Raw genomic sequence first — 26,638 nt, forward strand, 5'->3', positions numbered from 1 at the left:
TCTCCGGTAAAGGTCTTAAAAGCTATTCCTTTCATAAGCCTCAATTATTCGATCGATCTTTTCATTTGTCTCCGCCCGGACGATCTTTCTTTTGGGATCGGCATCGAACCACGCCAGGGTTTTTCTCACGCCTTCGTTGAATGGAATGGTGGCTTTGAAATCGGGAACAAAAGTCTTGATTTTTGTATTGTCAAAGATGGCACAGTGTGATTTATCTCCCAGCAGCGTTCCTATCATGGACTTATCTAATCGGCAGATAAAATCGGAAGATATGTGAACGATCTGCGCCTCAACATCGAAAGCATCGGCAGTCGTCCGATATATCTGATCCCACGTCAAAGCCTCGTCCGAAGTGATCTGGAAAGGATGACCGACCGCTCTCTGATTTCCAAGAAGTCCGACAAATCCTTTGGCGAAATCTTCAGCATGTGTGATTGTCCACAGCGAAGTCCCGTCGCCATGCACTATCACTTTTCTTCCTTTCTTCATGCGGTCGATTACCGTGTACTCGTCCCAGCCGCCGATGGCGAGCGGGATAACCGTGTCGTAGGTAAATGACGGCCGGACTATCGTCGCTGGAAAACCTTCTTCTCTGTACGCACGATTGAGTTTTTCTTCACAGGCAATCTTGTTTCGTGAGTATTCCCAAAAAGGGTTGCACAAAGGTGTCGATTCGGTGATGATCGGAAATGACGGCGGCTTTTGGTAGGCGGATGCGGAGCTGATGAACACATATTGCTTCGTCTTCCCGCGGAAAAGTTCAATATCTCTTTCCACTTGATCGGGGTTGAAGGCAATCCAATCCACGACGACATCCCACTCATGCTTTTTCAGAACAGAGTTTAGAGCAGATGGATTCGAAATGTCCACTTTGATTAATTTCGCACCGGGAATTTTCACTTTTCTCTTTCCACGATTAAGCAAATGCAAGTCGATGCCACGGCCAATGCATAATCTGCTTACAGAAGTACTTATGTTTCCGGTGCCGCCGATAAATAGTGCTTTCATGTTTTAACCCAGCTTATAAATTGAATAAGTCTGCCCAGGCACGATTACTGATATTTTCTTCCCATCTTTGTTGATTGCGACTTCCTTTCCGGCTAACAGCGTCATCTTCGAGTATGGAATATTCAAATCGAACTCTGCTTTAGTTTCCGTCGCCGACGGATTTAGAATGACAATGACGACATCCCTGTCCCTGGCTCTCGCGTATATGAACGGGTAAGAATTTTTCTTTGCATACAGGGGTACAAATTCTGCATAAGCGGCTAGGGCGGGCTCTGTATTCTTCAGCCTGATCAATCTCCTCGTCCTGTTGAGGAGAGAGTTCCGATCATTTTCCTGTGCATCAACGTTTGGTGCATCCGCCGCCGGATCGATCGGCAAATAAAGTTTTTCCGTAGAGGCAGTGGAGAAACCTAAGTTTTTGTCTTTGTTCCATTGCATCGGCGTTCGTGCACCGTTCCGCGGTCGATATGCTCCTTCGACCTGGGGCCAGTCTTCCGGCATCTGACGCATCCCGATTTCATTTCCATAATAGATGAATGTCACGCCCGGCATCGTCAGCCCGAAAGCATAGATTATCTCAAGATCGTTGTCGCTGCGCTTGTTTCCCAATCTGGCGTTGTCGTGATTCCCAAGAGGCAGCGAGATATAACCTTTCCCCTTCGTGGCATCATACTGTTCCATGAACTTACCAAGAAAAAATGTGATGTCACCTTTCCCTTCCATATCGAAATAGCTGTGTCCTTCGGAATAGCCGTTGAGTATCCTCCAGCTTTCTTTCTGGAAAAGATCGTTGTATCCTTCGAACCAGTGAAAGAAATCCGCGTGGAAGCAGCCGTCGAGAGCGTCAATCGGATAAGACCACTCCGACACGATGAAAGCTTCAGGAAAATCTTTCTTTAGCATTTCCCTAATCTCCCGCCAGAATTTTTTTGTGCCATCTTCGTGAGTCTTGAAGAACTGTTGGTTGCCTTCGACGTTGCCGGTCTTTACGAGCGCTCCTGCCATGTCGGCCCGAAAACCATCCGCACCCATCTCCATCCAGAAGCGAAATACTTTTTTCATTTCCTCTCTCACGGCAAGAACATCCGGATGATCGATCGGCAATTCCCAGTTCTGGACGGCGTCCGGCGATGCAAATCCGTAATTCAAAGCCGGTTCGGAATAATAAAAGTTCAGCATGTACTGACCGTTTCTTGTCCCGTAACCTTTTATAAACGAGCCCTGGTACTCTTTCGGAGGATTCAGCCAGACATTATCCGTCCAGATGTACCAGTTCGAGTGTTTCCCTTTTTCCTGCTTGGCCGATTCCTTAAACCATGGATGCTCCATGGATGTGTAGCTCGCGACGAAATCAAACAGGATCTTCAAGCCGCGTTTGTGGGCTTCATCGAAGAGTCTTTTCGCATCGTCGTTCGTTCCGTATCGTGGAGCGACCTTATAATAGTCCGAAATGTCATAGCCGCCATCGCCGAACGGCGACTCGAAAAATGGGTTGACCCAAACGGCGTCGACGCCGAGGCTCTTTATGTAGTCTAACTTCTGAATTATTCCCGGCAGGTCGCCTATTCCGTCGCCGTTGGAATCATAAAAACTCTGAGGGTAAATCTGATAGAACACTGCATGGTGCGCCCATTCCGGAGTGTCGGGAGGAATAGCGTATTTACCAGTTATTTCATACCCTGAAAAGTCGGTCGCGACATCCAAATTTGTTTCCCTGCCGCGAAAAGCATTTGCTAAAGCATCCGCTGGTTTGGACCCATTTAAAAGTCCAAGACCTGCGGCTGCAGTGACAACCCGCCCTATGAAGGAACGTCTATTGAAATTATTTCCCATAACAAAAGCCTCCTTGCCTGATGGAAGAACTTAAAGAATGATCTTGTCGAAATGATCAGTAACAAAATCTCCGATAATTTTTTTTTGCAGTTCGGTTTATATGCTATCTGGAGTTTTAATCTAAGGCGATTGAAAACGTATTTCAAGTGAAACGGGACAAGCTCAATTCTTTCCCTTCAAGGAAGTGGGATTGTTTATGTTAATCTCCGATGGAGACATTGCGGGACAATGCGGGCATTGACTAGCGTGGCTTCCTTGCCGTAGATGCGGCAAGAACAACAGTCCCCAGTGTCGATACAGTTTCGAGGGGTGTCTGATTCAACCTGATCAGTCTGAGAAGATCTTACTGATAATCTGAAGGATTGCGGTCTAATAAATCTCGCACCGGACCGACAAGATACACGCGTTTCGGCGGGACATTAGAAGTGCTGATGTCTCCTGTCACTAGCGTGTTACAATACGCTCTCTATTGATGCCAGGAAACCGTCTCTGTCCCAGATTTCCGTTCCCCAAAGACCGACAGAGGCAATCTGTGTTGCAATGTTTTTCGCCTTCTCTTCGGCGGCTTCCTTTGATGCAGCCGGGACGACGATGCTCATCTCTCCTGTTTCCAGGTAGACCGGCATGAGACGGATCCTCGATGGATCGAGACTAAGCGGCCTTAGTTCGATGACCTCGAGGTTCTGCGAGATCCTTACGCGCCAGTCCATCAGGACTGAGACCTGCTGTTTGCATTTGATGTTCTCCATGATCCACCTGCAAGTTTTTGTTTACCTGCGTTACTCGTCCAAGCTCAAGCTCAATTCATTTATATCAACAAACGAGCCAGGAGTATGATGCTAAATCGCCTCAAATTCGCAAGAAACGATTACAAAAATGGAATTGCGATACCGACTGGTAACGTGGCTGTGGAGAAATTTAGACCTGCGCAGGAGCCAAATAATATGAGCCGAAACTCAGGGCAGCATCATGTAAATGCTGTGCGATTATTTCATGAAGTCCCTGACATGGCATTGTTACAATGACAGTTGATGCACATGCATTAAGGTGCAACCAGCCTGTAGCTTACAAAAGCGAAACGCTTGCTGTCGGGAGACCATGATGGCACATTTATCGTTCCCTGCCCGCCGAAAAGAGTTGTAAGAACTTTCGGTACGCCGCCGGATGCCGCCATGATTCTTAGAACGACATCTTTGTTTGCAGGATGTCCCTGCACGCTTTTGTCGTATGAAACAAATACGATCCACTTTCCATCCGGTGAGGGATGCGCAAACCAGTCCCCGTACTGATCGATCGGCGTCACCTGGACCTGGTTGGATCCGTCGGCATTCATCCGCCATATTTTCATCTGACCTGTCCGTTCAGAATTAAAGTAGATGTACTTTCCATCCGGTGAATAATCAGGCCCATCGTCGAGCCCCGGCGCATCTGTCAGTCTCTTCTCTTCCCCGCCATCCACCGGTATTGTGTAAATATCGAAGTTGCCATCTCGCTCTGCGCAGTACGCGAGTGTTTTTCCATCTGGCGACCATCCGTGCCAGTATGATGGTGCAAGGTCCGTGATGAGTTTTGGTTCTCCTCCTTCACTCGATAGAATATAGATGTGTGACTTCCCGTCCTTGCTCTGGTCGCTGATCGCAAGAAGTTTCCCATCCGGAGAAAGTCCATGATCGTTGTTGCATTTGTCCGCGAAATCGGTGTTCAAAGATCTCGGTGTTCCGCCGGTCACGGGTATGGTATAAATCTTTCCGTCTTTGTTGTAAAACAGAGTCTTTCCGTCGCGGCTCCAGTTAGGCGCTTCAAAATGTTCCTTTGCCCGGTAGACAATTGTCCTAATTCCGGAATCTACGTCCACCGTCTCAAGTGTGCTTTCCAAAATCCTTTCGTCCATTGACACAGCTCCAGTTTGATTGAATCCAAGATCAGAGATGAATGCCGTTTCCGCAGTTGTCGAGTCGTGAGAACAGACGGCCAGACCGGCATAAACCTCGTCGGGCAATTGAACGGAGACAGTTCCGACCGGATAAGTTATGCCGTCCTTTGTCGCCGTCATGGTGAACTGATCTCCTGTCCGTTCTAACAATAAAGTGGCCGGTGCAGCAATCGGTGATTGCACCTCCATCGTCGCTCCGCCTTTGGTTGCCCTGTACTGCATGCAAATCAGTCCGACTCCATGGTCGACAGCATCTACATATGGATCGTCTTTGTCCAGACCCGCACGAATCATCCAGCCCGCTTTCCGATGAGGCTGTTTGCTTTCGTCGACCCAGCCGATGTCGGCTTTCAAAACAAGGTCTCCCTTTGCCTTGCGCCAGACATAAAAGAAGTCGTCTTCATTAAACCACATGTTGTTCCCATTGCCGGTAATGGTGTACGTTCCTTTTGCTGAATCATAGAGCACTGAGCCCGGTATCCTGACATTCCCGACATTTGCCTGTCCGGTAAAAATAGTATTCTGCCCACGGACAAGTCCCGATGCGAAAGTGAGCGATAAGGCAATGACTACTAAGAATATTTTCAACTTTCGATCTCCGACATTGCTCGAGAACAAAAATGAATTCATGCTGACTCTCCCGCTAGTTCTTGTTCCTGACGAGCTCAAGCATCGACACATCGTGTCCAGATACGACACCCCTCAATTTCTTCTTCGTCGTGCCGATGTCTTTATGCGTCCACAAGTTGTGAAGGGTATACTCGGCATTTTCAATACCTCTTCCTGAAAGGCTATCGGTGACCTGTTCCTTCAGGAAATCGAAGGAGACAGGTTTCGGCGTTGTGCCCCTATTTAGAAAACACATCGCCCAGTTCCCTTGCTCGAGAGGTTTGAACCAAATCTCTACGCTGTCGTTCGAAGAATACTTGAAGCCCTCTATGCCGAGAGAATCCTGATCGACCGCAATTACCTCTTTGTTTGTGAGAATATCCTTGGTCGCTTTGGTCATAGCGGTCAAATCGTTTCCTGCAATCAACGGGGCAGCCAGCATGCACCACATCGAGAAATGCGCGCGGTCTTCGCTATTCGTCATACCGTTGCCGACTTCCAGCATATCGGGATCGTTCCAGTGACCGGGTCCGGCATACTTTCTCAGACTGTCTTGCTGATCCAGGATTGACAGAACACTTAACTGTATCCATGTGCCATGATCTATGTTTTTTTCGAAGTTGGCTGAGATGTCTCCGGTCGTCCGCCACAGGTTGCCGACCCCCTTTCCCCATTCCCACGGTCTACTCGTACCCCACTCGCAGATGCTGAACACCATCGGCCTTCCTGCAGTGTACAGCGCATCCCGCATCGTCATGTAAGCACCGAGCTGGCACATTCCTTCCGTGTTGCACCAATCATACTTCAAATAATCGATCCCCCATTTTGCGTACATGAGTGCATCCTGATATTCGAATCCCCGGCTGCCTGGTTTGCCCGCGCAGGTCTTATATCCGGCATCCGAGTATATTCCTAATTTCAATCCCTTGGAATGGACATAGTCCGCGAGAGCCTTCATGCCGTGGGGGAACCGCGCGGAATCCGGATGAATGAACCCTAGACTATCTCGCTCGCCGTGCCAGCAATCGTCGATATTTATGTAAACGTACCCGGCGTCTCTCATGCCCGACACAATCATGGCGTCCGCCATATCGCGAATCATTTGCTCATTCACATTGCATCCGAATTTGTTCCATGTATTCCACCCCATCGGCGGCGTAAGAGCGATATCCTCGAATTGCTGTGAGTGAGCGTTTCCGAACAATAGAAAGGCGACCGACAAAACTAATCCTGTGAGTAAAGATTTTTTCATGTTTGTTTCCTCCATTTGCGATTGTGGTTAATCGGGAAAATGATTTCCCTGATGATGAGGCGCATATCTGCTGGATCCGATTGCATACACTTCGATTAACAAACTTGAGTTCTATTTCCCGAGAAGGATGTTGTCAATTTTCTTAAGTTCCTCGGAACTGAAAGATAGATTATCCAGCGCTTTCACAGCATCATCGATCTGTTCAACTCTGCTTGCGCCGATCAACGCCGTTGTTACTTCATCATGGCGAAGCACCCACGAAAGCGCCATCTGAGCGAGAGACTGCCCGCGGACCTTTGCCATCTCATTGAGCCTGCGAACTTTCCCGACCTTCTCCGCGGTGACCTGCTCCGGTCTCAAGAAACCGGTCGGCTTTGATGCCCGGGAACCTGCAGGAATTCCTTCAAGATATTTGTCTGTCAGGAGCCCTTGTGCAAGCGGCGAAAAGACAATGCAGCCCATCCCGTGTTCACGCAAAACTCTCAACAGGCCATCCTCGATCCAGCGTTCGAACATGCTGTATTTCGGCTGGTGTATCAGAAGGTGAGTTCCTATCGAATTCATTATCTGTTCCGCTTCCCTGGTCAGCTCTGCCGGGTAATTTGAAATCCCGGCATACAGGGCTTTACCGCTGTGTACGATGTCATGCAATGCTCCTATCGTTTCTTCGAGCGGAGTATTCGGATCGGGTCTGTGATGATAAAAAATATCGACGTATTCCAAATGCATCCTGCGCAGACTCTGGTTCAAACTCGCGACAAGAAACTTCCTCGAGCCCCAATCGCCGTAAGGTCCGGGCCACATTCCATAGCCGGCTTTTGAAGAAATGATCAACTCGTCACGGTAGCCGTGGAGATCATGCCTCAAGATGTATCCCATCGTTTCTTCTGCAGAACCCGGAGGCGGGCCATAATTGTTTGCCAGATCGAAATGCGTAATTCCCAGATCAAACGCTCTTCGCGCCATCGCCCTCGAATTCTCAATCACATCAACACCGCCGAAATTATGCCAGAGCCCCAGAGAAATTGCGGGGAGATCGATCCCGCTTCTCCCGCATCTGTTGTATTTCATTTTTTCATAACGATGTTCATTTGGCAAGTACATTTTTAGCTCCGTCGATTTAAAGTTTGAACCTCAAAAACCTTGTCATCTCAATGTTTCTTCTTTAATAGTCTTGACTTGCTGGTCTTTTATTCCAGGACTTTGGTATATACCCAGGTCCGAGACGTCTTTGAAAACAACCATCCCGGCATCGCCTGTTCGTTCTGCGGTAACGTGGTTCATATAGATTCCCTTTACATCGTCAAAAACAAGTGCAGGTCGCTGATCCGGACTCAACAATTTGAATTGAACATCTCTCACTTGGATATTTGAGGCGTGGCGGACGAACAATCCGTAAGCGGGTGCCGCGCCGAACATACCGGGCTCCGGATATTTCTCTTCCTCCTCCGGGATTTCTCTTCCAGCTTGCTCTTTGGTCCCGCCGCCTTTGTAGTAAATGCTGATGTTGCTCAACTCAACATCCTTAATATCATGGCCCGGCAGACCCGCGATTGTGCAGGAGTGCATGGAATCCGCGCCGTAAACAACTATGTCACTTATCTTGATTCTTCTTATCTCACCAATTGAGGTCCCTTTGGGTCCGCGCATCCGTGCACCGAGCCTCAAGAAAATTGGATCGTTGACTATATCTCTCATTGTGATATCGCTGATGGTTACGTCTTCAAGGTGCGCTCCATCGACGCTCTCCAGCGCTAATCCTCCGCAGTAATCGAACACGCAGTTGGTGATCGTAATATTTTTGAAGCCTCCGTTCGACTCGGTTCCGAACTTGATTCTGCCGGTCGGATGGTATCCATACTTTTCGCTGTTGACACGCTCGTAGGTTCCGTCCAGGAGTGTTCCCTCATCATAGCCGCTCACCTGGCAATTCGTCACTGTGACGTTCTCAGTCGAACGTGCATATCCGAGTGCATACGAACTCTTCAGGCATAGGGCGTCGTCGTGAGGTGAATTTACGAAGCAATTGGAAACTCTGACGTTTCTACAGCAGTCGATATCTATTCCGTCTCTGTTGGTGTCGATCTTGAGATCGTCGATCGTCAAGTTATCGACACCCGTGGCCAGGATCGCGAACCATCCGCCATGAACTATTGTCAAGTCCCTGATGATGACGTTCCGGCACTCGTGCAGACTGATCGACTTGTCCGCAGCCCTGCTATCCTTTACCCAGTCTTTGACCAAACCTCTGCCGTATATTTTTCCCGCCCCAATGATAGACACGTCTTGGATGCTGTCTCCCCAGATCAGCGCGTTGTGCCAATGGCTGTGACCGTAATCCTGGAAAATAGTATTAACACTCTCCTCCGCCTGGTCATAGTTAACCTGCGGGCTGTCAGATGTCGCTATGATAGCTGAACCTCGCGCGAGATATAAAGTGACGTTGCTTTTCAGTCGAATGGATCCCGAAATGTAATCTCCGGCAGGAAAATAGACCGTGCCTCCACCGGCATCTGACGCGGCAATTATCGCTGCGTTGATTGCTTTAGAATCGGTTGTATGTCCGTCACCCGTCGCGCCATAATCTTTTACACTAAAGTAGGTTTTTGTTCGCTGAGAGAATGCTGCAGAGGAAAGGACAAATGATATCAGGACAAAAGCCGGTAATTCTTTTTTCATTATCCCCGTCATCTTAATTCTCCTTTATCAAACGAAAGTAAAAAGATAATCCATCATTCCGAATCTTCATCATGTCTTTTCTCAATTCCGGCTTCTTGCCTCTCACCTCTGATATCTCCACCAGCACTCGTCAAAATATTCTTTCCCGTCAATGATTGCAACAGCCTTCACGTAATTAGAACCCTTATTCAAGCTGACGTTGTTCCAGAAGAAGCGATGATCTCCGCTCGCAATTTTTCCTGCCGACTTCCCGTTCACGAACAGCTCCGTTTCTTTTGCATTCGAGTAAACCTCGACGGTAATCATGCTCGTATCTCTCACCATGAACCTCTTGCTGTTGATGTGGACCATCGGCTCCGGATTCCAATTTACTTTGTACCAGTAATATGAGTCTTTCTTTGTTTCATGATCCTGTGAGATGATTCCTTTGTCATTTATTCCCGGCTGAAACCCTTCCCTCCTCGAGTCGGATGCAAAATCAAACATATTCCAGAGTGTGGAAAACCATATGAACGGCCTTGACTCGATTGCTTTCCAGCTCACTTCGTGGAGATATGTCTGATACTCTTCGGGGTGCCATGGTCCGTCCGGGCGAGGCTGCTTCGGATTTTCTTCATGCTGGTAAACACTTCCACCGCCGCCGTACTCGCTTAAACCAATCGCTCGATCGGGATGTTCTTTATGATATGTGTCCAGGTACTCTCCAAGATCCTGGGCTTTGCCGCGATACCATCCGAAATATTGGTTCAACCCCAAAACACTGGTTACGGAATTGGCGGATCCTTCATCGTTCGATGCAGCGGTAGTGAGCCGCGTGACATCTTCATCTCTCGCCAGGCTGTCGAGTTTTTTTATAAGCTCTAATGGATCGGGACCTTTCACATTGTGTATTTCATTGAAGATCCCCCAGAAAAGAACGGAGGGATGATTGTAATTCTGGCGGATCAGTTCAATCAACTGCTTCTTTGCATTTTCCTCAAACAACTCTGAGCTGTCGATTTGATTCACGATGGGTATTTCAGTCCATACGACAATCCCGTTTTTGTCGCAGAGCCGGTACATTTCCTGATCGTACTGGTAATGAGCGAAGCGTACCATGGTGGCACCGATGTCGACGATATACTTCATCTCCTGCATTCGATCCTCGCCGGTGATCGCTCTGCCTTTATCCTTTTTGTCTTCGTGAAGGGCGACTCCGTGCAACTTGTATGGTTTGCCGTTTAAAATAAATCCTTTCTCGGGATCGACACTGTAATAACGCAGACCCAGCGGCTGATCGACCCGGTCGACCAATTCATTATCCCGGTAAACCGAGACAACAACTTTATAGAGATACGGGTCAATTCGCCCGTTCCACAAATGCGGCTTGTCAATTTTAAATTCGTTCGTGAAATCCTTGTTGCTGTTTCCCGGGATCTCAGTCCTTCCGGTGGAATCAGACACAAGATTACCTTCAGCATCGTACACCGATGTTCTAACAGAAACAGTCTCAGCCTTCTTTGACTCATTGGCTAACTTCGCCATTACGGATATTTTTGCCGAAGTATCGGAGACTTCATTCTGACTGATATAAACGCCGGGCGATCCGTAATCTGACAATGAGATGTGGACATCATTTGTGACAATCAATTTTGCAGTGCGATACAACCCGCCGTCCATGGTGAAGTCTGCGCTGAGCGGCGGTATCTTGAATTTGTCGGAGGTTTGGGGTGATGTGTTGTCAACTTTGACAGCAATGAAATTACTCCTTCCGGGAATCAAGAAATCGGTAATATCAAAGACAAAAGCCGCGAAGCCGCCACGATGCTCGCCGACAAACTTGCCGTTGACGTATACGTCCGCGATCATGCCTGCCGCCCCAAATCTTACGAAAACTCTTTTGCTGGAGTATTCTTCTGCAATGAGAAGACTCTTGCGGTACCAACCGGGACCGCGATAATAATTGCCGCCGTCCTGTCCATCAAGATTATTCCATGTGTGCGGCAAGCACGCTTTATCCCAACCGGAATCGTTGAAGTTTGTGTTCTGCGCGCCGGGGAAGTCGCCCTTCGAAAACTTCCAATTGTCATTGATAGGAATCTCAATTCTTGGCGGAACTTCTGCAACTCCAAGGTTCATAAAAAGAAGAACACAGATCGGTAAAAATCTATTCATACTAGCTACCTTTCGACGGCGCTCATCAATTCTGCAAGACTGAATCTTGATAAGACTCAAACGAAGAACTACATTATGCAGGTAAAATGTCAGCAGCAACGAATAATGCCTGAGTACTTGTTAACATAGCGTTCTAAAATTCCAAATATTTTGTAATGTAATCAAGTACAGTAGCCGAAAGAATTTTCTAAATTTGCGCCAGGTTACCGGATCTCTAACTCAATGAGAATCAAGCATCGGAGGCAATCCATCATGCGTGAAAATTTTGCCATCGGGTCTAAGATACCATGGATGATTTCTTTTTTTATCATTATCTCAGTTTCAATCTCCCAGGATGCTTTGACGCAGAGCAGCTACACATGGAAGAGCGTAGCAGCCGGAGGCGGCGGATTTGTTCCCGGCATAATTTATCATCCCGCAGCTCCGGGGCTTGCTTACGCGCGAACAGACATCGGCGGCGCATATCGATGGGATAATTCCACAAATCGATGGATACCGTTGACCGATATGATGAACAGAAGCACTTACGATTACATGGGCATCCTGTCAATCGCTGTTGATCCAAAGGATACAAACCGCGTCTTCATGGAAACAGGCCAATACACACAGTCGTGGGCGGGATACGGAGCTTTACTATCTTCAACCGATCGTGGCAATACATGGTCAATATTCACTCTCCCGATGAAGGTCGGCGGAAACGAGGACGGACGCGGATGCGGCGAGCGACTGCAGGTCGACCCCAATGTTGACTCTATATTCTTCATGGGAACATCTTCCTTCTCCGGGACAAGTCCCTCCCAGCCTGGACTTTGGAAATCAGCCAACTCCGGAGCATCATGGTCGAGCGTTTCCTTGTTCACTCCTAAGAATGTGAATTTCGTCCTCTTTGATCCTTCAAGCTCTTCTCCCGGGAATCCGACACAAAGGATATTTGTGGGCGCGGCTGATACCAGCGGCAAAAGTCTATATGAGAGCACAGACGGCGGCGGAACATGGACTATCGTTTCCGGACAACCGCAAGGCGTTATGGCGATCAGGGCCGTCATCGCAGACAGCCTCCTTTACATGACGTTCGCAAATTACCAAGGCCCAAACGGCGCGACCGCAGGATCCGTCTGGAAATACAACGTAAGCACCTCTGCCTGGACAAACGTTACTCCAGCTCCAGCACCACCAGCCCAGGGTGGGTATAGTGGCATATCATTATATCCCAAAAATCCGAATTATATTATCGTCAGCACACTCGATTGCTGGTCTCCTATGGACGAAGTCTACCTGACGACGGATGGTGGAACACACTGGACCGGCAAGCTTCGAAGTGCGAACTTGAATCACAGCTATGCTCCTTATACAGCAAGCGGGAACCTTAAACCGCATTGGCTTGCTTCGATTGCGATGGATCCTTTCGACTCAAGCAGGGCAGTGTTCGGGACAGGATATGGAATCTGGGCTTGTGATAATCTCTTTGCGTCGTCGCCAACATGGCATTTCAAAGACCAAAATTTGGAGGAGACAGTTCCATTCGAAATTATCAGCCCTCCCTTCACAAACTTGCTTTCTGCGATGGCGGACTATGATGGCTTCAGACATGACAGTCTCGGCGTTCCGCCTCCGCAAGGAAGATGGAATCCTCCGAAAGGCACAACATATTCAATTGCCTTTGCCGGAAAAGTCCCATCGAAAATAGTCAAGTCGTACAACAACACAAACGGGTCATCGCCCTACGCTGCCTATTCTATTGATGGCGGCACAACATGGAATGATTTCACCACGTATCCAAGCGGAACAACCGCCGGAGGCAGCTGGGGCCAGCTCTCGATCACAATATCTGCAGATGGAAACACGATCGTGTGGTCACCGGCAGGCGCATCTATGTCTTACAGCACTGACAACGGGAAAACGTGGACTGGCTGCGGCGGAGGAGTGCCGTCCTCCGTGCAACCAAAGGCCGACCCGGTAAATCCCGAGAAGTTCTACGTTTTTGATGCGACCTCGATGGGGCAAATTTGGGTTTCCACCAACGCCGGCAAAACATTCTCAAAAGGCGCCGGAGGTCTACCAACGGTGCCGAGCTATCAAGCACAAGACGGACTTATAACCACCGTGCCGGGCATTGAAGGAGATTTGTGGATATGTACCGGCAGCGGAGGGTTACACCACTCAACAAACTCTGGATCATCCGTGTCGAAAATGAGCAGTGTTAATACTGCCTGGCTGTTAGGAGCAGGTAAATCCTCAACGCCAGGAGGATATCCGGCACTTTATCTGTGGGGGATCATAAACGGGACCCTCGGCATCTTCCGTTCGGATAATACAGGCGCGTCATGGATCCGAGTAAACGATGATGCTCACCAATTTGGCTATCTGTATTATGTGACGGGTGACCCGAGAGTATACGGAAGATGTTATGTCTCGACCGGAGGTCGCGGAATTCTTTACGGCGAGCCGGCGAACAGCGACACAACTGACAACCCGACGACGATCAACTTCGCTCCCGCACCCGGCGACAGCTTGAGACATTTTTATCAGAACCTCTCAGTTTCCTGGTCAAGGTCTTTCGATCCGCTGGGAAAACCAGTTACTTATGTAATGCATTTTTTTGGGCCGGGTGTGGATACGACCTTCACGACCGTCGACACAACCGACACATTTTCTGTCGGCAACATCCAGCCATTAAGCAACTATGTTCTTACAGGGTTCGCCACAAACGGATTCGACACGACCGCTTCTGCAAACGCTATTGGGTTTGTCACGGCGTCTTCGTTAACCGAGGTCAGGCAGGCGCCGGGAATTCCGGCAAGCTTTGCGCTGTATCAAAATTTTCCGAATCCATTCAACCCGACCACGATAATTCGCTATCAACTTCCGGCTGCCAGCAGTGTCACACTGAAACTTTACGATGTACTTGGGAGAGAAGTCGAGACCTTGGTGAACGGAGTTAATAAGCCAGGGAAACATGAGGTTAAATTCGACGGGACCAAATTTGCGAGCGGAGTTTATTTCTGCACTCTAAACACCGGGAGTTTTATCCAATCAAGAAAATTAGTCCTGCTGAAATAGGATTGTCCGGCCCGCGATATCAGTGTTTCGGAGTGAATCGAACCACCTGATTGTGCATCGGTCGTAGCGTTCTCAAATAAGAGTAGATATCGCCCAAATCCCCTTCTGTCATCCCGGCAAACGATGTCATCGGCATCACCGTGTTGTATTCGTTCGGTGCCACCGGGATATTGCGCGAACTGTCCGACGAAAAATTCTTGAAATACTTAACAAACTCATCCTTGGTCCATCGCCCGATCCCTGTTTCATCATCGGGAGTGATATTGGCAGATCGAACGATTCCTGCAGGTAAAATAAAATCCATTCCGCCCGCAAAGTCCATCCCTTTTATCGGCTCACCTTTGTCAACCGGAGTGTGACATCCGCTGCATGATGCCATGGTCGTAAGGTATTCTCCGTAGATCACTGAGTCGGACTTGTCGATCGGCCGACCGGGGTTATAACTCCCGAATGGGATCGTTTTCACCAGCAAGTTCATCGGGAAATCCAAATGGCGCTCAGGAATTTTACTCTCGACAGGTTTGATGGTGCGGAGGTACGCGACTATCGAGTAAAGGTCCTCGTGTCTCATATAATTAAAATCCTGATACGGCATTATCGGAAACAGTGCCGTTCCATCTTTTGAAACTCCCGTTGTTATTGCCCTGATTAATTCGCCGTCCGTCCAACCGCCGATTCCCGCCGGAGTTATGTTCTTCGCGTAAACCGTTCCGGGAACTCCTGCCGTAACCTTATCGAATACCTCGCCGCCTTCGCCTTCGGTTCCAGGAATTACCGGGCCGGAAAATTTTGTCCAGTCACGCTCCGAGTGGCAATCGAAGCAACCTGCGACATGCCTGACGAGATATTCACCTCGTGCAAGCCTCGCAGACGTAAGTTCAACTTTGATATTCGGTACGGGCTCGGCCTTGGGGAACGACAGATTGAAATAAACGAGGCCGATTATTATCAGGGCGGCAATTCCTCCGACTACCGCCCCGAAAATCTTAATGAATTTTCTCATTTAGTCATTTGTCGTTCAAAAAGCCAATCAATGAATGACAATAACTACTTCCCTTTTTCTCACTTCATCAACACAAATTTCTTCATCGACACAAATTTTTCGCCATTATTTCCAATCGCTACGATCCGGTAGAAGTACATTCCACTCGCAAACATGTCCATGTTCACGACCTTGGTGAACCTTCCGGCATTCATTGTTCCATAGTTGTTCTCAAAAACTCTCTGTCCAAGAACGTTGTAAATATCCAGTGTCACCGTCGATTGCGCCTTCAGGTCGAACTGTATCGTGGTAGTCGGGTTGAACGGGTTTGGATAGTTCTGGTAAAGAGCGCAGGCATTCGGAACATCCACTGTAGCGGAAAGTGTAGACAAGTCTTTCGTTACTCCGCCTGTCGAAACACTTTGAATCTTATACTGAAATGTTGAGCCAGAAACGACATGGTAGTCGGTAAAATCATAACTTCTTCCGGTGCTACTCGTGCCGAGGCCGCGAAGACTGTCGTTGCTCGTGTAGCTCGAAATGAGTTTGAAGGTGGAAGTATTTGGATCCTCGCGGAGAATGTTGAATCCCGCGTTGCCGACCTCAGACTGCGTCTTCCATGAAATCATCACGGAGCCGACATCTGTCGTAGCAACAAAATCCGTCGCCTGAACAGAAAGGGAGTGATCCGTTGGGACGAACGAGAACGTGAGCCCATCGGAGGGGGGCGTTTTTACGGAATCAATTTCCGTCACTGAGCTTGCCGTTGCTGAAGTGCTCATGCCGCTCAGCGATATGAATTCCCCCAGGGAATCGACAAGCCCGATACTAGTACCCGTGTCATACGCGTCGAAAGCGACGGAGGAATCAGGTCCCGGCTGGTAAATAAATTGGATCTCGCCCGTTGTCTCGTAAAGCTTAACCTGGAATGAAAGCTGGTCAGTTGCATTAGGGCCGACGGAGTTCCCATAACCGACAACCTGGCTCCACTCAACCGTGAATATTCTATTGGGAGCACTGCCATCTGTCTCATAATAGATATGATTATTTACGATAAGGTCTGCATCCAACGGCGTGATGAACGGCAGCATTCTTGTATCCGCGTCTGCAAGGGTATCGGCGTATTTGTAAAGTGAATCGTTTCTAGAGAGTGGGTTAAAGGAAAGCCACCCGTTTGACGACGCGAAGACATAGGAATACGGGTTTCCACCGAAATAGAATGCGAAGCCGATCGGCAGCGCGACCGATACCCCTTCGTCATAATCAAATACCTCAGGAATCGTATCTCCAGTTGAAGTGATACTGTTGAACGATCCAGTCGAAGCTGTGAAATTGAATTTACTTAGAAAGTCAGATGGTACACGTGGTCTGGTTCTCAAGACGGACATGACTCCGGGATGCGAATGTCTTTTGACTGAAGACGGGAAAGCAAAAACGTTCGTTCCGATCACAATTGAAATAATCGAAGTAAGGAATATGCATTTGTAGAATTTGCTCATTTTACCCTCCATTATCTTGGTTGTTGACGGTTGCGATCGAAATTGGAAGCAATGTTCCGATTTCAAAGGAACTTAATGCTTGCATCAATCGATCTCATATGGAATTGGAGAGTCAGTGGGATGAAACAAACTCTATGTAACGAATGGTCCCTAATTCCCTTCTGCTCCGCTGCTCTCCAGAAATCATCAACTTTCTTTTTCATCGCTCCCTAGCCAGTCTGATGCGGATGAAGTTCCCACTTACTCTTCAATTATGCTTAAGACAAATTGGGCGGAGGTCTTTAGGCCCCGCCCGTTTTAGACGAAATAATATATTTTATGAGTTTCACTTTATCAACATCAGCTTTCCCGCAGGGCGGGATTTGATCCTGTGGCACCAGGATTCAACTTTACCACTTGCCTGCGCTAAAACTTCGGCGCAGGCCAAAAATTTTTTCCTCTACTTTATCAGCATTAGCTTCTTTACGTTGTCGAACTTCTGTCCGTCATTTCCTTGCGCTGTGATATGGTAGAAGTAAACTCCACTGGCAAACCTGTCCATGTTCACGACTTCGTCGAATCTTCCGGCATTCATGCTGCCGTAGTTCTCCGAATACACTCGTTGACCCAGAACATCATAGATCTCCAGAATAACCATCGATTGCTCCTTGAGGTCGAACCGTATCGTAGTACTCGGGTTGAACGGGTTCGGATAGTTCTGGTATAATGCATAATTCTTCGGTACATCTACGGTAACGGTGAGAGTGGATAAGTCTTTAGTCGTTCCGTTTGTCGAGACACTCTGGATTTCATATTGATACGTAGAACCGGAAATTATTTTGTCATCCGTGTAATTGTAGGCTCTTCCTGTGCTGCTGGTCCCGAGACCCCGGAGGCTGCCGTCGGCGATGTAACTTGCCAGCAGTTTGAAAGAACTTGTTCCTGGGTCTTCGCGAAGTATGTTGAATCCTGCATTATCAACTTCAGATTGCGTGTTCCATGACAGAGTTACGGAATTCATGTCGGCGGTCGCAAGGAAGGCGATTGCCTGGACGGGAAGAGAATGATCTGGCGGGGCAGTTTGCAAATAGGGAAATCCACTGTTGGTGTTTGAATTTATCGCCCATGTGTTCGTGAAATCCCAGCTGGCGCCGGTGAAGGTCGATTCCGTTTTCATATTTGATGTTGTTTCGCCCGTTGCGCCCGTCGTAGGATAGCCCTGGATCCCGGTAGATCCGGAAGAGTCTGTGTCCCAGAAGTTATTGGTGACCGAGCCAAGATAGTTGTATCCGATGAGACCGCCAGTAGCGGTTGAGGATCCACCTGTGATGGTGTTAGCACTGTAACAGTATTGAACGGTGCCACTGTTGTTTTCACCCGCCAATCCTCCCACGTCAGCACTACTGCCGCCCTGAACGCTTCCTCCTATAGTGTAACAGTTTCTTATCGATCCATTATTATCACCTACCAACCCGCCAACGGGGCTGCTACTCGAGGTGCAGGTAACGTTTGCGGAGCTGTAGCTGTCCTCTATGGTTGTTCCTGAGCTGCTTATACCAACAAGACCGCCGATGTTTGATCCACTGCTGGATGTTATAGTTCCAGAAGTGGAGCACCCGTTAACGGTGGTGGTCCCGCCATTGCCATCCGGAAACGCGAGCAAGCCACCAACATACGCGTTGGTTCCATTCGCAGTGATGCTCTCGCTAACAAGCACGATATTTTTTAGAGTCGCCGAAGCGGTATAACCGAACATCCCTCCTAAAGTACTCGTATTGTTTTCATGTAGGCCCGATATTAAATAACCTCCTCCATCGTAAACGCCTTTGAAAGGGTTAGAAAGCTGCGAAGTCCCGATCGGTCCAAAGCCAGCATTTGAGTTCCAACCCGAGGTCGGCGACGCATCTATGTTCGCTGTCTGTTTGAAGTAATCGTTCGCATCACTCCATGCGGTGTCATTGTTCGCATCCTGAAGCCAAGCGAGGTTGTCAAGATTTGCTATGTATAGTGTGTCCCCATTTCGTGTGGGTGCTGTTTCTGTCTGTGCCAGAGTTGTCCGCGCAAATAACGGGATAAGCGAAATGCTTGCAGCGCTGATCAAAGCAACGACCAATGTTGCAGCTAACTTGTATATACTTCTTCTCATTTCTCCTCCTCGAGAATTTTCGTTCGAATGGCAATTGATTTTCTAAAACTGGATGGGGTTAAGATGTGCCGTAACGTTTACACAGTGTTCTCCTCCTTCACGTTAATTTCCAACTTTTGAATTGCGTATTAAGTTCCCGGTGTCCCCTGGGAAAATTTTCCGAGATTACTGACTGACTCTGGACAGAGACGTTTGCTCCATTTGACTCAAAGTGCTTTCCGAAAGCTCTCAAAACTGGCAGAGCTGACGATCCAAGGCCCCAAATCGACCTTGAGATCTTTCCAATTGACGTTCCGATGGCTCCAATTGGCAATTAGATGGTTCCAATCAACAATACGAAACTTCCAATTAGCAATACGACGGATCCAATACACGATACGATGTTTCCAATTGTCAATCCGATACTTCCAATCGCTCTTTCCGCGGGGCCTTCCGTGAAGCTACTTCACTTCATCAACACCAGCTTCTTTATCGAAACAAACTTTTGTCCATTATTACCGATGGCAGCGATTCTGTAGAAGTACACTCCGCTTGCGAACCTGTCCATATTCACCACCTCGTTGAATCTTCCGGCGTTCATCGCTCCGTAATTGTTCTCAAGTACCCTTTGTCCAAGTACGTTATAGATATCCAGAGCCACCGTCGATTGTTCTTTCAAGTCGAACCTGATCGTGGTCGATGGATTGAACGGGTTTGGATAGTTCTGGTAGAGCGCGAAATCCTTCGGGATTGCTACACTAACCGTAAGCGTATCTATATTTTTTGCCGCGCCGCTCGTGGAAACGCCCTGAATCTCGTACTCGTATGTGGAACCGGCCGTTACATGGTCATCTGTGAAGTTATAAACCTTCCCCGTGCTGCTCGTACCTATACCTCTTAAGCCGTTATTCGTAATGAAACCGGCAATCAATTTAAATCCGTTTGTCCCGGAATCTGCACGAAGGATGTTGAATCCCGCGTTGTCGACTTCCGACTGGGTCTGCCATGTCAATGCAACAGAGCTGTAGCTCGCCGCGGCTTTGAACGAAGAGACTTCTACCGCGAGCGAATTATCTTTGACGACAAGCAACGCAGGGTTCGATGTTGCAGACGAAACGCCGTTGGTGAAGACCGCCCTGTACTCGTAGCCGTTTTCAGTTATCGACGCGACGAATGAATAAGTTGTACCGGTTGCACCGGGAACATTGGTCCATGTCGTACCGCCATCCGTACTCACCTGCCATTGCACGGTCGGAGCGGGATTGCCATTTGCGGCTGAGGTGAACGAGGCGCTGTTGCCGACAACTACCGTATCGTTTGCAGGGTTTGTTGTAACAGTGGGAGCAAAATCCACCGTCAATATCGCAGCATTACTGTTCACCGAGCTCACGGTGTTCGTGAACACTGCCCGGTATTCTTTTCCATTGTCGGTCGATGCAGTGGTGAACGAATAAGTCGTACTCGTGGCACCTCCGATGTTATTCCATGTCGAGCCGCCATTTGTGCTCACCTGCCACTGGACTGTCGGTGAAGGACTTCCACTGGCGGCTGAGGTGAACGAGGCACCCTGGCCGGTATTCACGGTCTGGTTAGTTGGCTGCACGGTAACGCTCGGGCCGACATTCACAGTGATCGTCGGCGAAGTCGTTGCCGTCCCGCCGTCAACACTTGCTTGCGCACTGCCGTTGCTTCCAGCGGTTCCACCAGCTGTGAACGTTGCCGTCGCGATTCCGCTTGAGATTGAAGTTTGTTGGTTCGAGAGCGTGCCAAGTACAAGGCTTCCCCATGAAACACCAAGCCCGCTCAACGCACTCAAGTTGCTCGCGGAAATTGTCGAGCCGGCAGAGTTTGTAAGAAAGCTCGCCGTAAGCTTTGTTGTATCACCTGAATTGATTGTTGTCCGGGCAGCAGTGTTTGTCAATTTTAAGTAAGGAGTAGCCGTTACACCAGCGCTTATGCCCGTCGCTCCTGAATTACTTGCCCACCAATCATTGGTCGCGGATACCGTGCCACCCCCGGTGACGTTAATGTTCGCATCGGATGTGGCACTATTACCTGAGAAACGGCAGTAGTTGATATTAGCCGTGCCGCCATTGGAAAAGATTGCTCCCCCGATGCCACCCGTTCCACCGGCGGAGTTGCTTGTAAAGGTACATCCGGTCATTGTAAGCGTTCCGCCTTCTGAGACAAAAATACCGCCGCCTTCCCCTTTATTCGTCCCCGCCGAAGCAAAGGTGTTGTTTGAGAATACAGTATTCGTGATACTCACGCCAGCTCCGCCCACTATAGTGTTGTCTATTTGTAGGCCGGCGCCCTGCCCACTTGCACTACTCACATTGATTGTATTGTTTGAAAAGGTACAACCTGAAATCGTCAGTGTCTCAGATGTTGCGAACGGAGCAAAGGACACGCCTGCTCCCGTCGCGTCACCACCATAAGTGTTCGTGACAAGCGTATTTGACGAGATGGTACAATTGGTAAGCGTTAAATACCCGCCGTCCATCTCTACACCACCAGCTACCGGCTCCTGAGTTGAAGCGTCACCGTATGCAGTATTATTTTGGATGGTGCAGTTCGTTAACGTCAAATGATCTGACGTACCGGTACCTCCATTTCCATCTATGATCCCTCCGCCACCGAAGCCATCGGCTTTGTCTTTGCCGTTTTCAATTGTCACTCCAGTAATGGTGCACGCAATTCCGCCGCCGATGCTGGGATCAATGTCGAATATGCGGTTTGTTCCATCCGTTTGATTAATGATCGTAGAACCAGCACCTGCACCGTTTATGGTCGTAGTAGTCGGCGTGCTTATCGCGCCAATCTGAATTTCACCAAGAGTAAGGTTATACGTACCAGATCCGACGCTGACCGTGGTTCCTGAATGGTAGTCGGCATACTCTATCGCCGAACGCAGTGAAATATTTCCTGAGCCATCATTTGCGGACGTACTTGGACTCGAAGCATGAGTATCGCTCGTCGTATTGACGGCGACCGTTGCTGCGAATAATGCACTTCCCGCCGCACCGATGGAAATGAAAATAATTACGGCCGCGAACCAGGCAAAGATTAAACAGGCATCCTTTCTTTTGTCGGCAGCAGCAATCCTCTCAGAATCACACTTTGAATATGGTATCAACTTTCCAAACATCATCAGCTCTCCTTAATTAAGAAATCCTCCTCAAGACACCCAAGCGCCGATCGTGCCGGCACCATGTGCTTCAAGTTTCGTTAGCAGAAAGAAAATCAACTAATCATGGGCGTTGGGGAAATATCCCACTTAGGCAGATAATGAAGGTCACTGCGAGATAAGGCTGCCTGTTTTCGTGGGGCAGGCTGCCGCCAACGGAGGAGACGATTTGCGTTCCTGATTTCCCGAGTTGGACGAGAGACGCAGTGTCATCCGTGTATAAATTCTCTGCAGTCCTTCCGTGAAGAATCTCAGCCCATGTGTTCCCTATGGGAGTCGTTTTATCTCCACCGCCGCCAACACCGAGCACCGCGTGGTTGTGAGCAGGCATCGTTGCAGAATCAATCGTCACCGATTCCACCCCGCCCGTTTCGCCGACAAATCTTTCAGTCAATCCGATTCCGGCCCCGGCGCACAACGGCGCACTCCCCTTCAAATTAGGAAGTTGGAAAATTGAAGTGCCGTTCCCTCCGAAATTTGTACCGAGAAGTGAGAATAGAGCGGTGTTTTGACTGATAGGCAAGAGCTGTCCGTCGCACGTCGCCCAATTCACCGGCGCGAAGTTTCCAGCGAACATTCTTATCTCACCTAAATATGGATCTGCCATAAAATCTCCTTGTATGCTTAGTTGCGAGACGGGAAGATCCCGTTAAGCGCGATAACGAAGTTGAGAGTTAAGAAAGGCGACATGTTTGTGTGCGGCTGGCCGCCAATCGTTCCGATCGCCGATCCGTTCATGTTGCCTGTGGGATTTGGATCATACGCGTTGGCTGTCTGAGTCGCCCACAAGTTGCTCGCCACCTGCCCTTTGTTGGGACTTGCCGAGCTTCCCCTCATGAAGTGCGTGTGACTCGGTATCTGCTGGGATGTAAGTGCAACACTTGCCACTCCGCCAACCTGCCCGATTGAATAGTTTGTCCCAAAATTATTTGTACCAACATGATATGGGACGAGGCCTTGAAGGTTTGGAAGCGCAAATGTACTTACGCCATTGCCTCCGAAAAACGTGCCGAGTATTGCGAACAAAGCCTGGTTCTGGCTGATCGCCATCGTCTGACCGTTGCATTGCGCCCAACCCCTCGGTGCAAAACCGAAGCTAACGATTCTAATTTCTCCGAGATAAGGTGATGCCATTGGGTCTATCTCCTCCTATTATTCATTTGCGCGAGCTCCTCTTATAAATCTACTGTTGTGTGGGATATGTCCCTTGCAGTGCTATTATGAAATTCACTACCTGGAACGGAATCATGTTTTCGTGAGGCAGACTCTGCCCACTTAATGTCATTGCAGCAGGATTCATTGCTGCATTTCCCGGCCTGTCGGTGTACACAGTCTCTGTCGCGACCGCCCACACGTTGCCGGACACAGTTGGCTGACTCGCCTTATTGTCACTCGCCATAAGCGTGTGGTTGTGCGCGCCGACCTGGTTTGCCGTCAAGGGAACAGCTTCCACTCCACCGTTCTGCCCCAGAACATAAACATTTCCAGGTTGATCTCTCCCCATATGAATTGGAACGCGGCCCCGCAAGTCCGGCAGGTTGAAAGTGGTTTGACCGTTGCCGCCGTATGTGGTGCCGATCAGACTGTAGAGTGCATCGTTTTCCGATATGTTCAGCGTAGATCCATCGCATAAGGCCCAACCAACCGGTGCAAAATTGAATCCGACCATTCTTATTTCCCCTAAGTAGGGAGTTGCCATTTCTATTTACCTCCTCTTTACTGATTTTTAATGAGTCGATTAAAAACTGCTTCGTAGATGAAACCGTCAAGATCTCGTCCCACCGGAACTATGAACATTTCGAACCCCCCAATTTTCGGATGATTAAAATTATATGCAGCTTGAGGAAGGAATATGTTCGATGAGCCGTGCAATGTGAGAGAAAAAGTTTCTTGAATCGCTGAAGTCTTGCGTTCCGACATCCCAGATAATTTGAGTGGGATTCTTACTTCCGATGGTAAGATTACTTCGAAATCGCTGTTCAGGGTTTCATGGAACTCTTTGTATGTGAGTTTCTCCGCGATAATTTCGTCAGTCATTGGTCTCCTTCTCTTTTATTCTAGGAGTTTATTGTCTCGGCAAAAAAAGTGGTTACGCTTGCAACGCGGTCTCTATCACCTTGTGATTTCTGTCTCTCGTCTTGACATGTTTGATTCCGAGTGAATTTCATCTTGAAGTATTTTACCCGGGCGATACTCCATCCTCGTATAAATGTTATCCGTACTCACCTCGACGAAACCGAGCCGCTCATACAAGATTCGCGCCCGGTTGTAGACTTCAACGTAAAGTGAGAGTACCAGGTTTTCTCTCTCGGCATCGGACTTGAGTTTTCGTATCAGCATTGTCCCGATCCCGAGATTCCTGCAGGAAGGAGATATCGCGATATCGATTACATGCAAATCCCCCGGAAGCCTGGTGGTCAGGACCCTCCCGGCGCGATTGTCGTCGACGAGAATAATCTTGTAGTCCATATGGGGGAACGCGGCTGAGTAGTGCCTGGTTTGTGCGTCGAACTGCATCCGAAGAAAAACTTCTTTCTCCTCCTCCGTCCAGGGGACGGCGGCAAGTTCCTCTTCGCGAGTACTGGAAAAGAGTTGAAATAGAAATTCGCCATCCTCCCCCCTCGCGTCTCGCAAGGTTACACTTAAGCGAGGCAAGAGTTCTGAAACAGATAAGTTCGGTGTATCCAATGACTCTAAGTTCTTCTCCAACTCAATTAATTACAAAATCTAAGTTCTTATAGTGTGAGAGTATGCAACCATGACAGCTTCGTGGTCTAAACCATCTTCGACCTGCTGACATTTGAAGCCAGACAATAGTTCCTATCTTCTACTCTCCAGTTAAATAACCGAACGGGGTAATTGGGTAATAAGTTCCCATCATACCCCGTAAATTCGGATTCGTTTGGATTCATATCATATGTAATGGATATGTAGAATCTATTTTCCCGTCGCATGACCGAGGAGAAAACTGAGGTTCGAATTAAGCTTCTTCACGGCGCCGGTGGCAAAACCGTGGCAGTTCATACAGGATCCCATGGGCTTTCCCTGTATGTATGTTTCCAGCACCGTGTTGGTAAGCTGAGGCGGAATCCCGAGGATGTCGCCGGGGCGGCTGTCTTCGGCATTGAGCCACTGAGTACCGATCAACTTATAATTTGCCCAGATGGTGCCTTTCAGTTTCTTCCTCCAGATTGCGTTCACCTTCTCCGTCGCATAGAAAATCGAATCGGCACGCTCGACCTGCGTACCGTACTTGCCATCGTATGCATACATCGAAGCATAAGGCGGGCCGGGAGACCACTTGTAGACTTTTTGCGAGTCGATCAGACTCGGCGGAGTATTCACGGGGCAATCCGTGCATCCCTGATTATAAAATGAATACCACATAGTATCTCCCGGTGTGACTGGAGCGGCGGGTGCGTTGTCGACCTGCTCGAACGTCGTCCAGATACCGTCACTTCCTTTTGTATCCGTATAGTGGTTCACATGAAATCCAACAAGTCCGACCAGCGCGTTGATGATAAGCGGTTTTCCATTCGTGGTATGCGAGCTGTCCATGTAGATCACGACCTGCTTAGTATAATATCGGGTCGGATCATCGCCCTTCGTGGTGTCGAGTATCCGCCATGCTGCCTTAATCTCCATAGCGCCCACCCTGCCGCCTTTATTGTGGGTAGTGTCGGAATAGAAACCGGTAGTGAACATTACCACCTTGCCGCTGTCAACGAATCTCTGTTGACCCGGGATGGTGTTGAGACGATTCTTTGTCGCATAGTTTACCCAATCCTTATTCACCCGGACTTCATACATTACAAAGTTCAGGTTGCGGTCTATCAGCGGATCCTGAGGAAGTGCCTGCAGATATCCGTTGATAGTGTCCGGGAGATCGTTCTTGAACATCATTGTGAGAATATCTTTTCCGTGGGCGTTTGCAAGAAGCTGAAGCTTCTTTGTGTGTGCGGGATTGAAGACATCTTTGGGGTCGGTGTAGAACTCCCAGACACGCGGCGCGCTGTTGCTCGATGTAAGCGATGGCATCGGAGTACCGTTCGGATTTGCAGGCCAGTTGAGAGCGACAAACAACTGCCACGAATAGTAATCGAATGTAGTCTGGCATTCGGCAGTGAGCGTCGAGTAGCCGTTCTGAAGCTGGACGAAATCCACATCATGCGGGATGAACGAGCTGAGCTTGTTCGGGTTGCCGGGCTGCGGGTTGAACGAAAGCGGGTGGCGCGTCCTGCAAAGCTGGACAGGCTTCTTCTCCGTGCCTCCGGTAAAGCCGCCGGCAAGCATAATAGTTACCAGGCACATCATAATGATATGAATCTGTTTCATTAC

19 protein-coding genes are annotated in these 26,638 nt (G+C 48.8%); 1 reads left to right on the forward strand and 18 read right to left on the reverse strand.

From position 1 onward, the window contains the following. Positions 1–15: 15 nt before the first annotated feature. From VLX91_10075 to VLX91_10110, 8 genes are all read right to left on the reverse strand, one after another. Positions 16–1,008 (reverse strand): NAD-dependent epimerase/dehydratase family protein, encoded by a 993-nt coding sequence (locus VLX91_10075; GenBank protein ID HUI30552.1) that lies wholly within the window; start codon positions 1,006–1,008, stop codon positions 16–18. 3 nt (positions 1,009–1,011) lie between these two features. Then, positions 1,012–2,841, reverse strand: a complete 1,830-nt coding sequence (locus VLX91_10080) for an alpha-amylase family glycosyl hydrolase (protein ID HUI30553.1) — start codon at positions 2,839–2,841, stop codon at positions 1,012–1,014. Between the two features lie 452 nt (positions 2,842–3,293). Beyond that, positions 3,294–3,590 carry a hypothetical protein gene (locus VLX91_10085; protein ID HUI30554.1) on the reverse strand — a complete coding sequence of 99 codons (297 nt, stop codon included), beginning with the start codon at positions 3,588–3,590 and terminating at the stop codon, positions 3,294–3,296. A 293-nt stretch (positions 3,591–3,883) separates the two neighbouring features. After that, entirely contained in the window at positions 3,884–5,404 is a 1,521-nt protein-coding gene (locus VLX91_10090; protein ID HUI30555.1) for a hypothetical protein, read from the reverse strand. Between the two features lie 13 nt (positions 5,405–5,417). Continuing rightward, a complete protein-coding gene (locus VLX91_10095; GenBank protein HUI30556.1) occupies positions 5,418–6,635 on the reverse strand; it encodes a glycoside hydrolase family 27 protein in 1,218 nt (405 codons plus the stop codon). A 111-nt stretch (positions 6,636–6,746) separates the two neighbouring features. Further along, positions 6,747–7,739: an L-glyceraldehyde 3-phosphate reductase gene (gene mgrA / locus VLX91_10100; protein ID HUI30557.1), complete on the reverse strand. Its 993-nt coding sequence runs from the start codon at positions 7,737–7,739 to the stop codon at positions 6,747–6,749. A gap of 42 nt (positions 7,740–7,781) precedes the next feature. Beyond that, positions 7,782–9,326, reverse strand: coding sequence for a glycosyl hydrolase family 28-related protein (locus VLX91_10105; protein HUI30558.1), 1,545 nt, complete (start codon positions 9,324–9,326; stop codon positions 7,782–7,784). A gap of 90 nt (positions 9,327–9,416) precedes the next feature. Then, entirely contained in the window at positions 9,417–11,468 is a 2,052-nt protein-coding gene (locus VLX91_10110; protein HUI30559.1) for a glycoside hydrolase family 2 TIM barrel-domain containing protein, read from the reverse strand. Positions 11,469–11,720: 252 nt separating this feature from the next. On the opposite strand from VLX91_10110, the gene VLX91_10115 reads away from it, so the two are divergent. Continuing rightward, on the forward strand, positions 11,721–14,528 hold the full coding sequence (locus VLX91_10115) for a T9SS type A sorting domain-containing protein (protein ID HUI30560.1): 2,808 nt from the start codon (positions 11,721–11,723) through the stop codon (positions 14,526–14,528). Positions 14,529–14,547: 19 nt separating this feature from the next. On the opposite strand, the gene VLX91_10120 is transcribed toward VLX91_10115, so the two are convergent. The 10 genes from VLX91_10120 to VLX91_10165 form a co-directional block, all read right to left on the reverse strand. Continuing rightward, the gene (locus VLX91_10120; protein HUI30561.1) at positions 14,548–15,531 is read right to left on the reverse strand and encodes a c-type cytochrome; all 984 of its coding nucleotides are present in this window, start codon (positions 15,529–15,531) and stop codon (positions 14,548–14,550) included. Between the two features lie 59 nt (positions 15,532–15,590). Beyond that, positions 15,591–17,009: a T9SS type A sorting domain-containing protein gene (locus VLX91_10125; protein HUI30562.1), complete on the reverse strand. Its 1,419-nt coding sequence runs from the start codon at positions 17,007–17,009 to the stop codon at positions 15,591–15,593. Positions 17,010–17,448: 439 nt separating this feature from the next. After that, a complete protein-coding gene (locus VLX91_10130) occupies positions 17,449–19,134 on the reverse strand; it encodes a T9SS type A sorting domain-containing protein (GenBank protein ID HUI30563.1) in 1,686 nt (561 codons plus the stop codon). A 445-nt stretch (positions 19,135–19,579) separates the two neighbouring features. After that, positions 19,580–22,261, reverse strand: a complete 2,682-nt coding sequence (locus tag VLX91_10135; protein ID HUI30564.1) for a right-handed parallel beta-helix repeat-containing protein — start codon at positions 22,259–22,261, stop codon at positions 19,580–19,582. Positions 22,262–22,364: 103 nt separating this feature from the next. Beyond that, positions 22,365–22,907, reverse strand: coding sequence for a tail fiber protein (locus VLX91_10140; protein ID HUI30565.1), 543 nt, complete (start codon positions 22,905–22,907; stop codon positions 22,365–22,367). 17 nt (positions 22,908–22,924) lie between these two features. Then, complete coding sequence (locus VLX91_10145; protein HUI30566.1) at positions 22,925–23,434, reverse strand: tail fiber protein; 510 nt, start codon at positions 23,432–23,434, stop codon at positions 22,925–22,927. A 49-nt stretch (positions 23,435–23,483) separates the two neighbouring features. Further along, complete coding sequence (locus tag VLX91_10150) at positions 23,484–23,999, reverse strand: tail fiber protein (GenBank protein ID HUI30567.1); 516 nt, start codon at positions 23,997–23,999, stop codon at positions 23,484–23,486. 17 nt (positions 24,000–24,016) lie between these two features. Next, positions 24,017–24,337, reverse strand: a complete 321-nt coding sequence (locus VLX91_10155; GenBank protein HUI30568.1) for a hypothetical protein — start codon at positions 24,335–24,337, stop codon at positions 24,017–24,019. 75 nt (positions 24,338–24,412) lie between these two features. Further along, positions 24,413–25,009, reverse strand: a complete 597-nt coding sequence (locus tag VLX91_10160) for a GNAT family N-acetyltransferase (protein ID HUI30569.1) — start codon at positions 25,007–25,009, stop codon at positions 24,413–24,415. A gap of 228 nt (positions 25,010–25,237) precedes the next feature. Then, on the reverse strand, positions 25,238–26,635 hold the full coding sequence (locus VLX91_10165; GenBank protein HUI30570.1) for a hypothetical protein: 1,398 nt from the start codon (positions 26,633–26,635) through the stop codon (positions 25,238–25,240). Positions 26,636–26,638 lie beyond the last annotated feature (3 nt).

It is taken from the genome of Candidatus Acidiferrales bacterium (assembly GCA_035515795.1).
Taxonomy (GTDB): Bacteria; Bacteroidota; Ignavibacteria; order Kryptoniales; family JAKASW01; genus JAKASW01.

Coding starts and splice junctions, on each gene's coding strand:
- VLX91_10075 (HUI30552.1), bottom strand. CDS start 1,008: ATGAAAGCACTATTTATCGGCGGCACCGGAAACATAAGTACTTCTGTA.
- VLX91_10080 (HUI30553.1), bottom strand. CDS start 2,841: ATGGGAAATAATTTCAATAGACGTTCCTTCATAGGGCGGGTTGTCACT.
- VLX91_10085 (HUI30554.1), bottom strand. CDS start 3,590: ATGGAGAACATCAAATGCAAACAGCAGGTCTCAGTCCTGATGGACTGG.
- VLX91_10090 (HUI30555.1), bottom strand. CDS start 5,404: ATGAATTCATTTTTGTTCTCGAGCAATGTCGGAGATCGAAAGTTGAAA.
- VLX91_10095 (HUI30556.1), bottom strand. CDS start 6,635: ATGAAAAAATCTTTACTCACAGGATTAGTTTTGTCGGTCGCCTTTCTA.
- mgrA (HUI30557.1), bottom strand. CDS start 7,739: ATGTACTTGCCAAATGAACATCGTTATGAAAAAATGAAATACAACAGA.
- VLX91_10105 (HUI30558.1), bottom strand. CDS start 9,326: ATGACGGGGATAATGAAAAAAGAATTACCGGCTTTTGTCCTGATATCA.
- VLX91_10110 (HUI30559.1), bottom strand. CDS start 11,468: ATGAATAGATTTTTACCGATCTGTGTTCTTCTTTTTATGAACCTTGGA.
- VLX91_10115 (HUI30560.1), top strand. CDS start 11,721: ATGCGTGAAAATTTTGCCATCGGGTCTAAGATACCATGGATGATTTCT.
- VLX91_10120 (HUI30561.1), bottom strand. CDS start 15,531: ATGAGAAAATTCATTAAGATTTTCGGGGCGGTAGTCGGAGGAATTGCC.
- VLX91_10125 (HUI30562.1), bottom strand. CDS start 17,009: ATGAGCAAATTCTACAAATGCATATTCCTTACTTCGATTATTTCAATT.
- VLX91_10130 (HUI30563.1), bottom strand. CDS start 19,134: ATGAGAAGAAGTATATACAAGTTAGCTGCAACATTGGTCGTTGCTTTG.
- VLX91_10135 (HUI30564.1), bottom strand. CDS start 22,261: ATGTTTGGAAAGTTGATACCATATTCAAAGTGTGATTCTGAGAGGATT.
- VLX91_10140 (HUI30565.1), bottom strand. CDS start 22,907: ATGGCAGATCCATATTTAGGTGAGATAAGAATGTTCGCTGGAAACTTC.
- VLX91_10145 (HUI30566.1), bottom strand. CDS start 23,434: ATGGCATCACCTTATCTCGGAGAAATTAGAATCGTTAGCTTCGGTTTT.
- VLX91_10150 (HUI30567.1), bottom strand. CDS start 23,999: ATGGCAACTCCCTACTTAGGGGAAATAAGAATGGTCGGATTCAATTTT.
- VLX91_10155 (HUI30568.1), bottom strand. CDS start 24,337: ATGACTGACGAAATTATCGCGGAGAAACTCACATACAAAGAGTTCCAT.
- VLX91_10165 (HUI30570.1), bottom strand. CDS start 26,635: ATGAAACAGATTCATATCATTATGATGTGCCTGGTAACTATTATGCTT.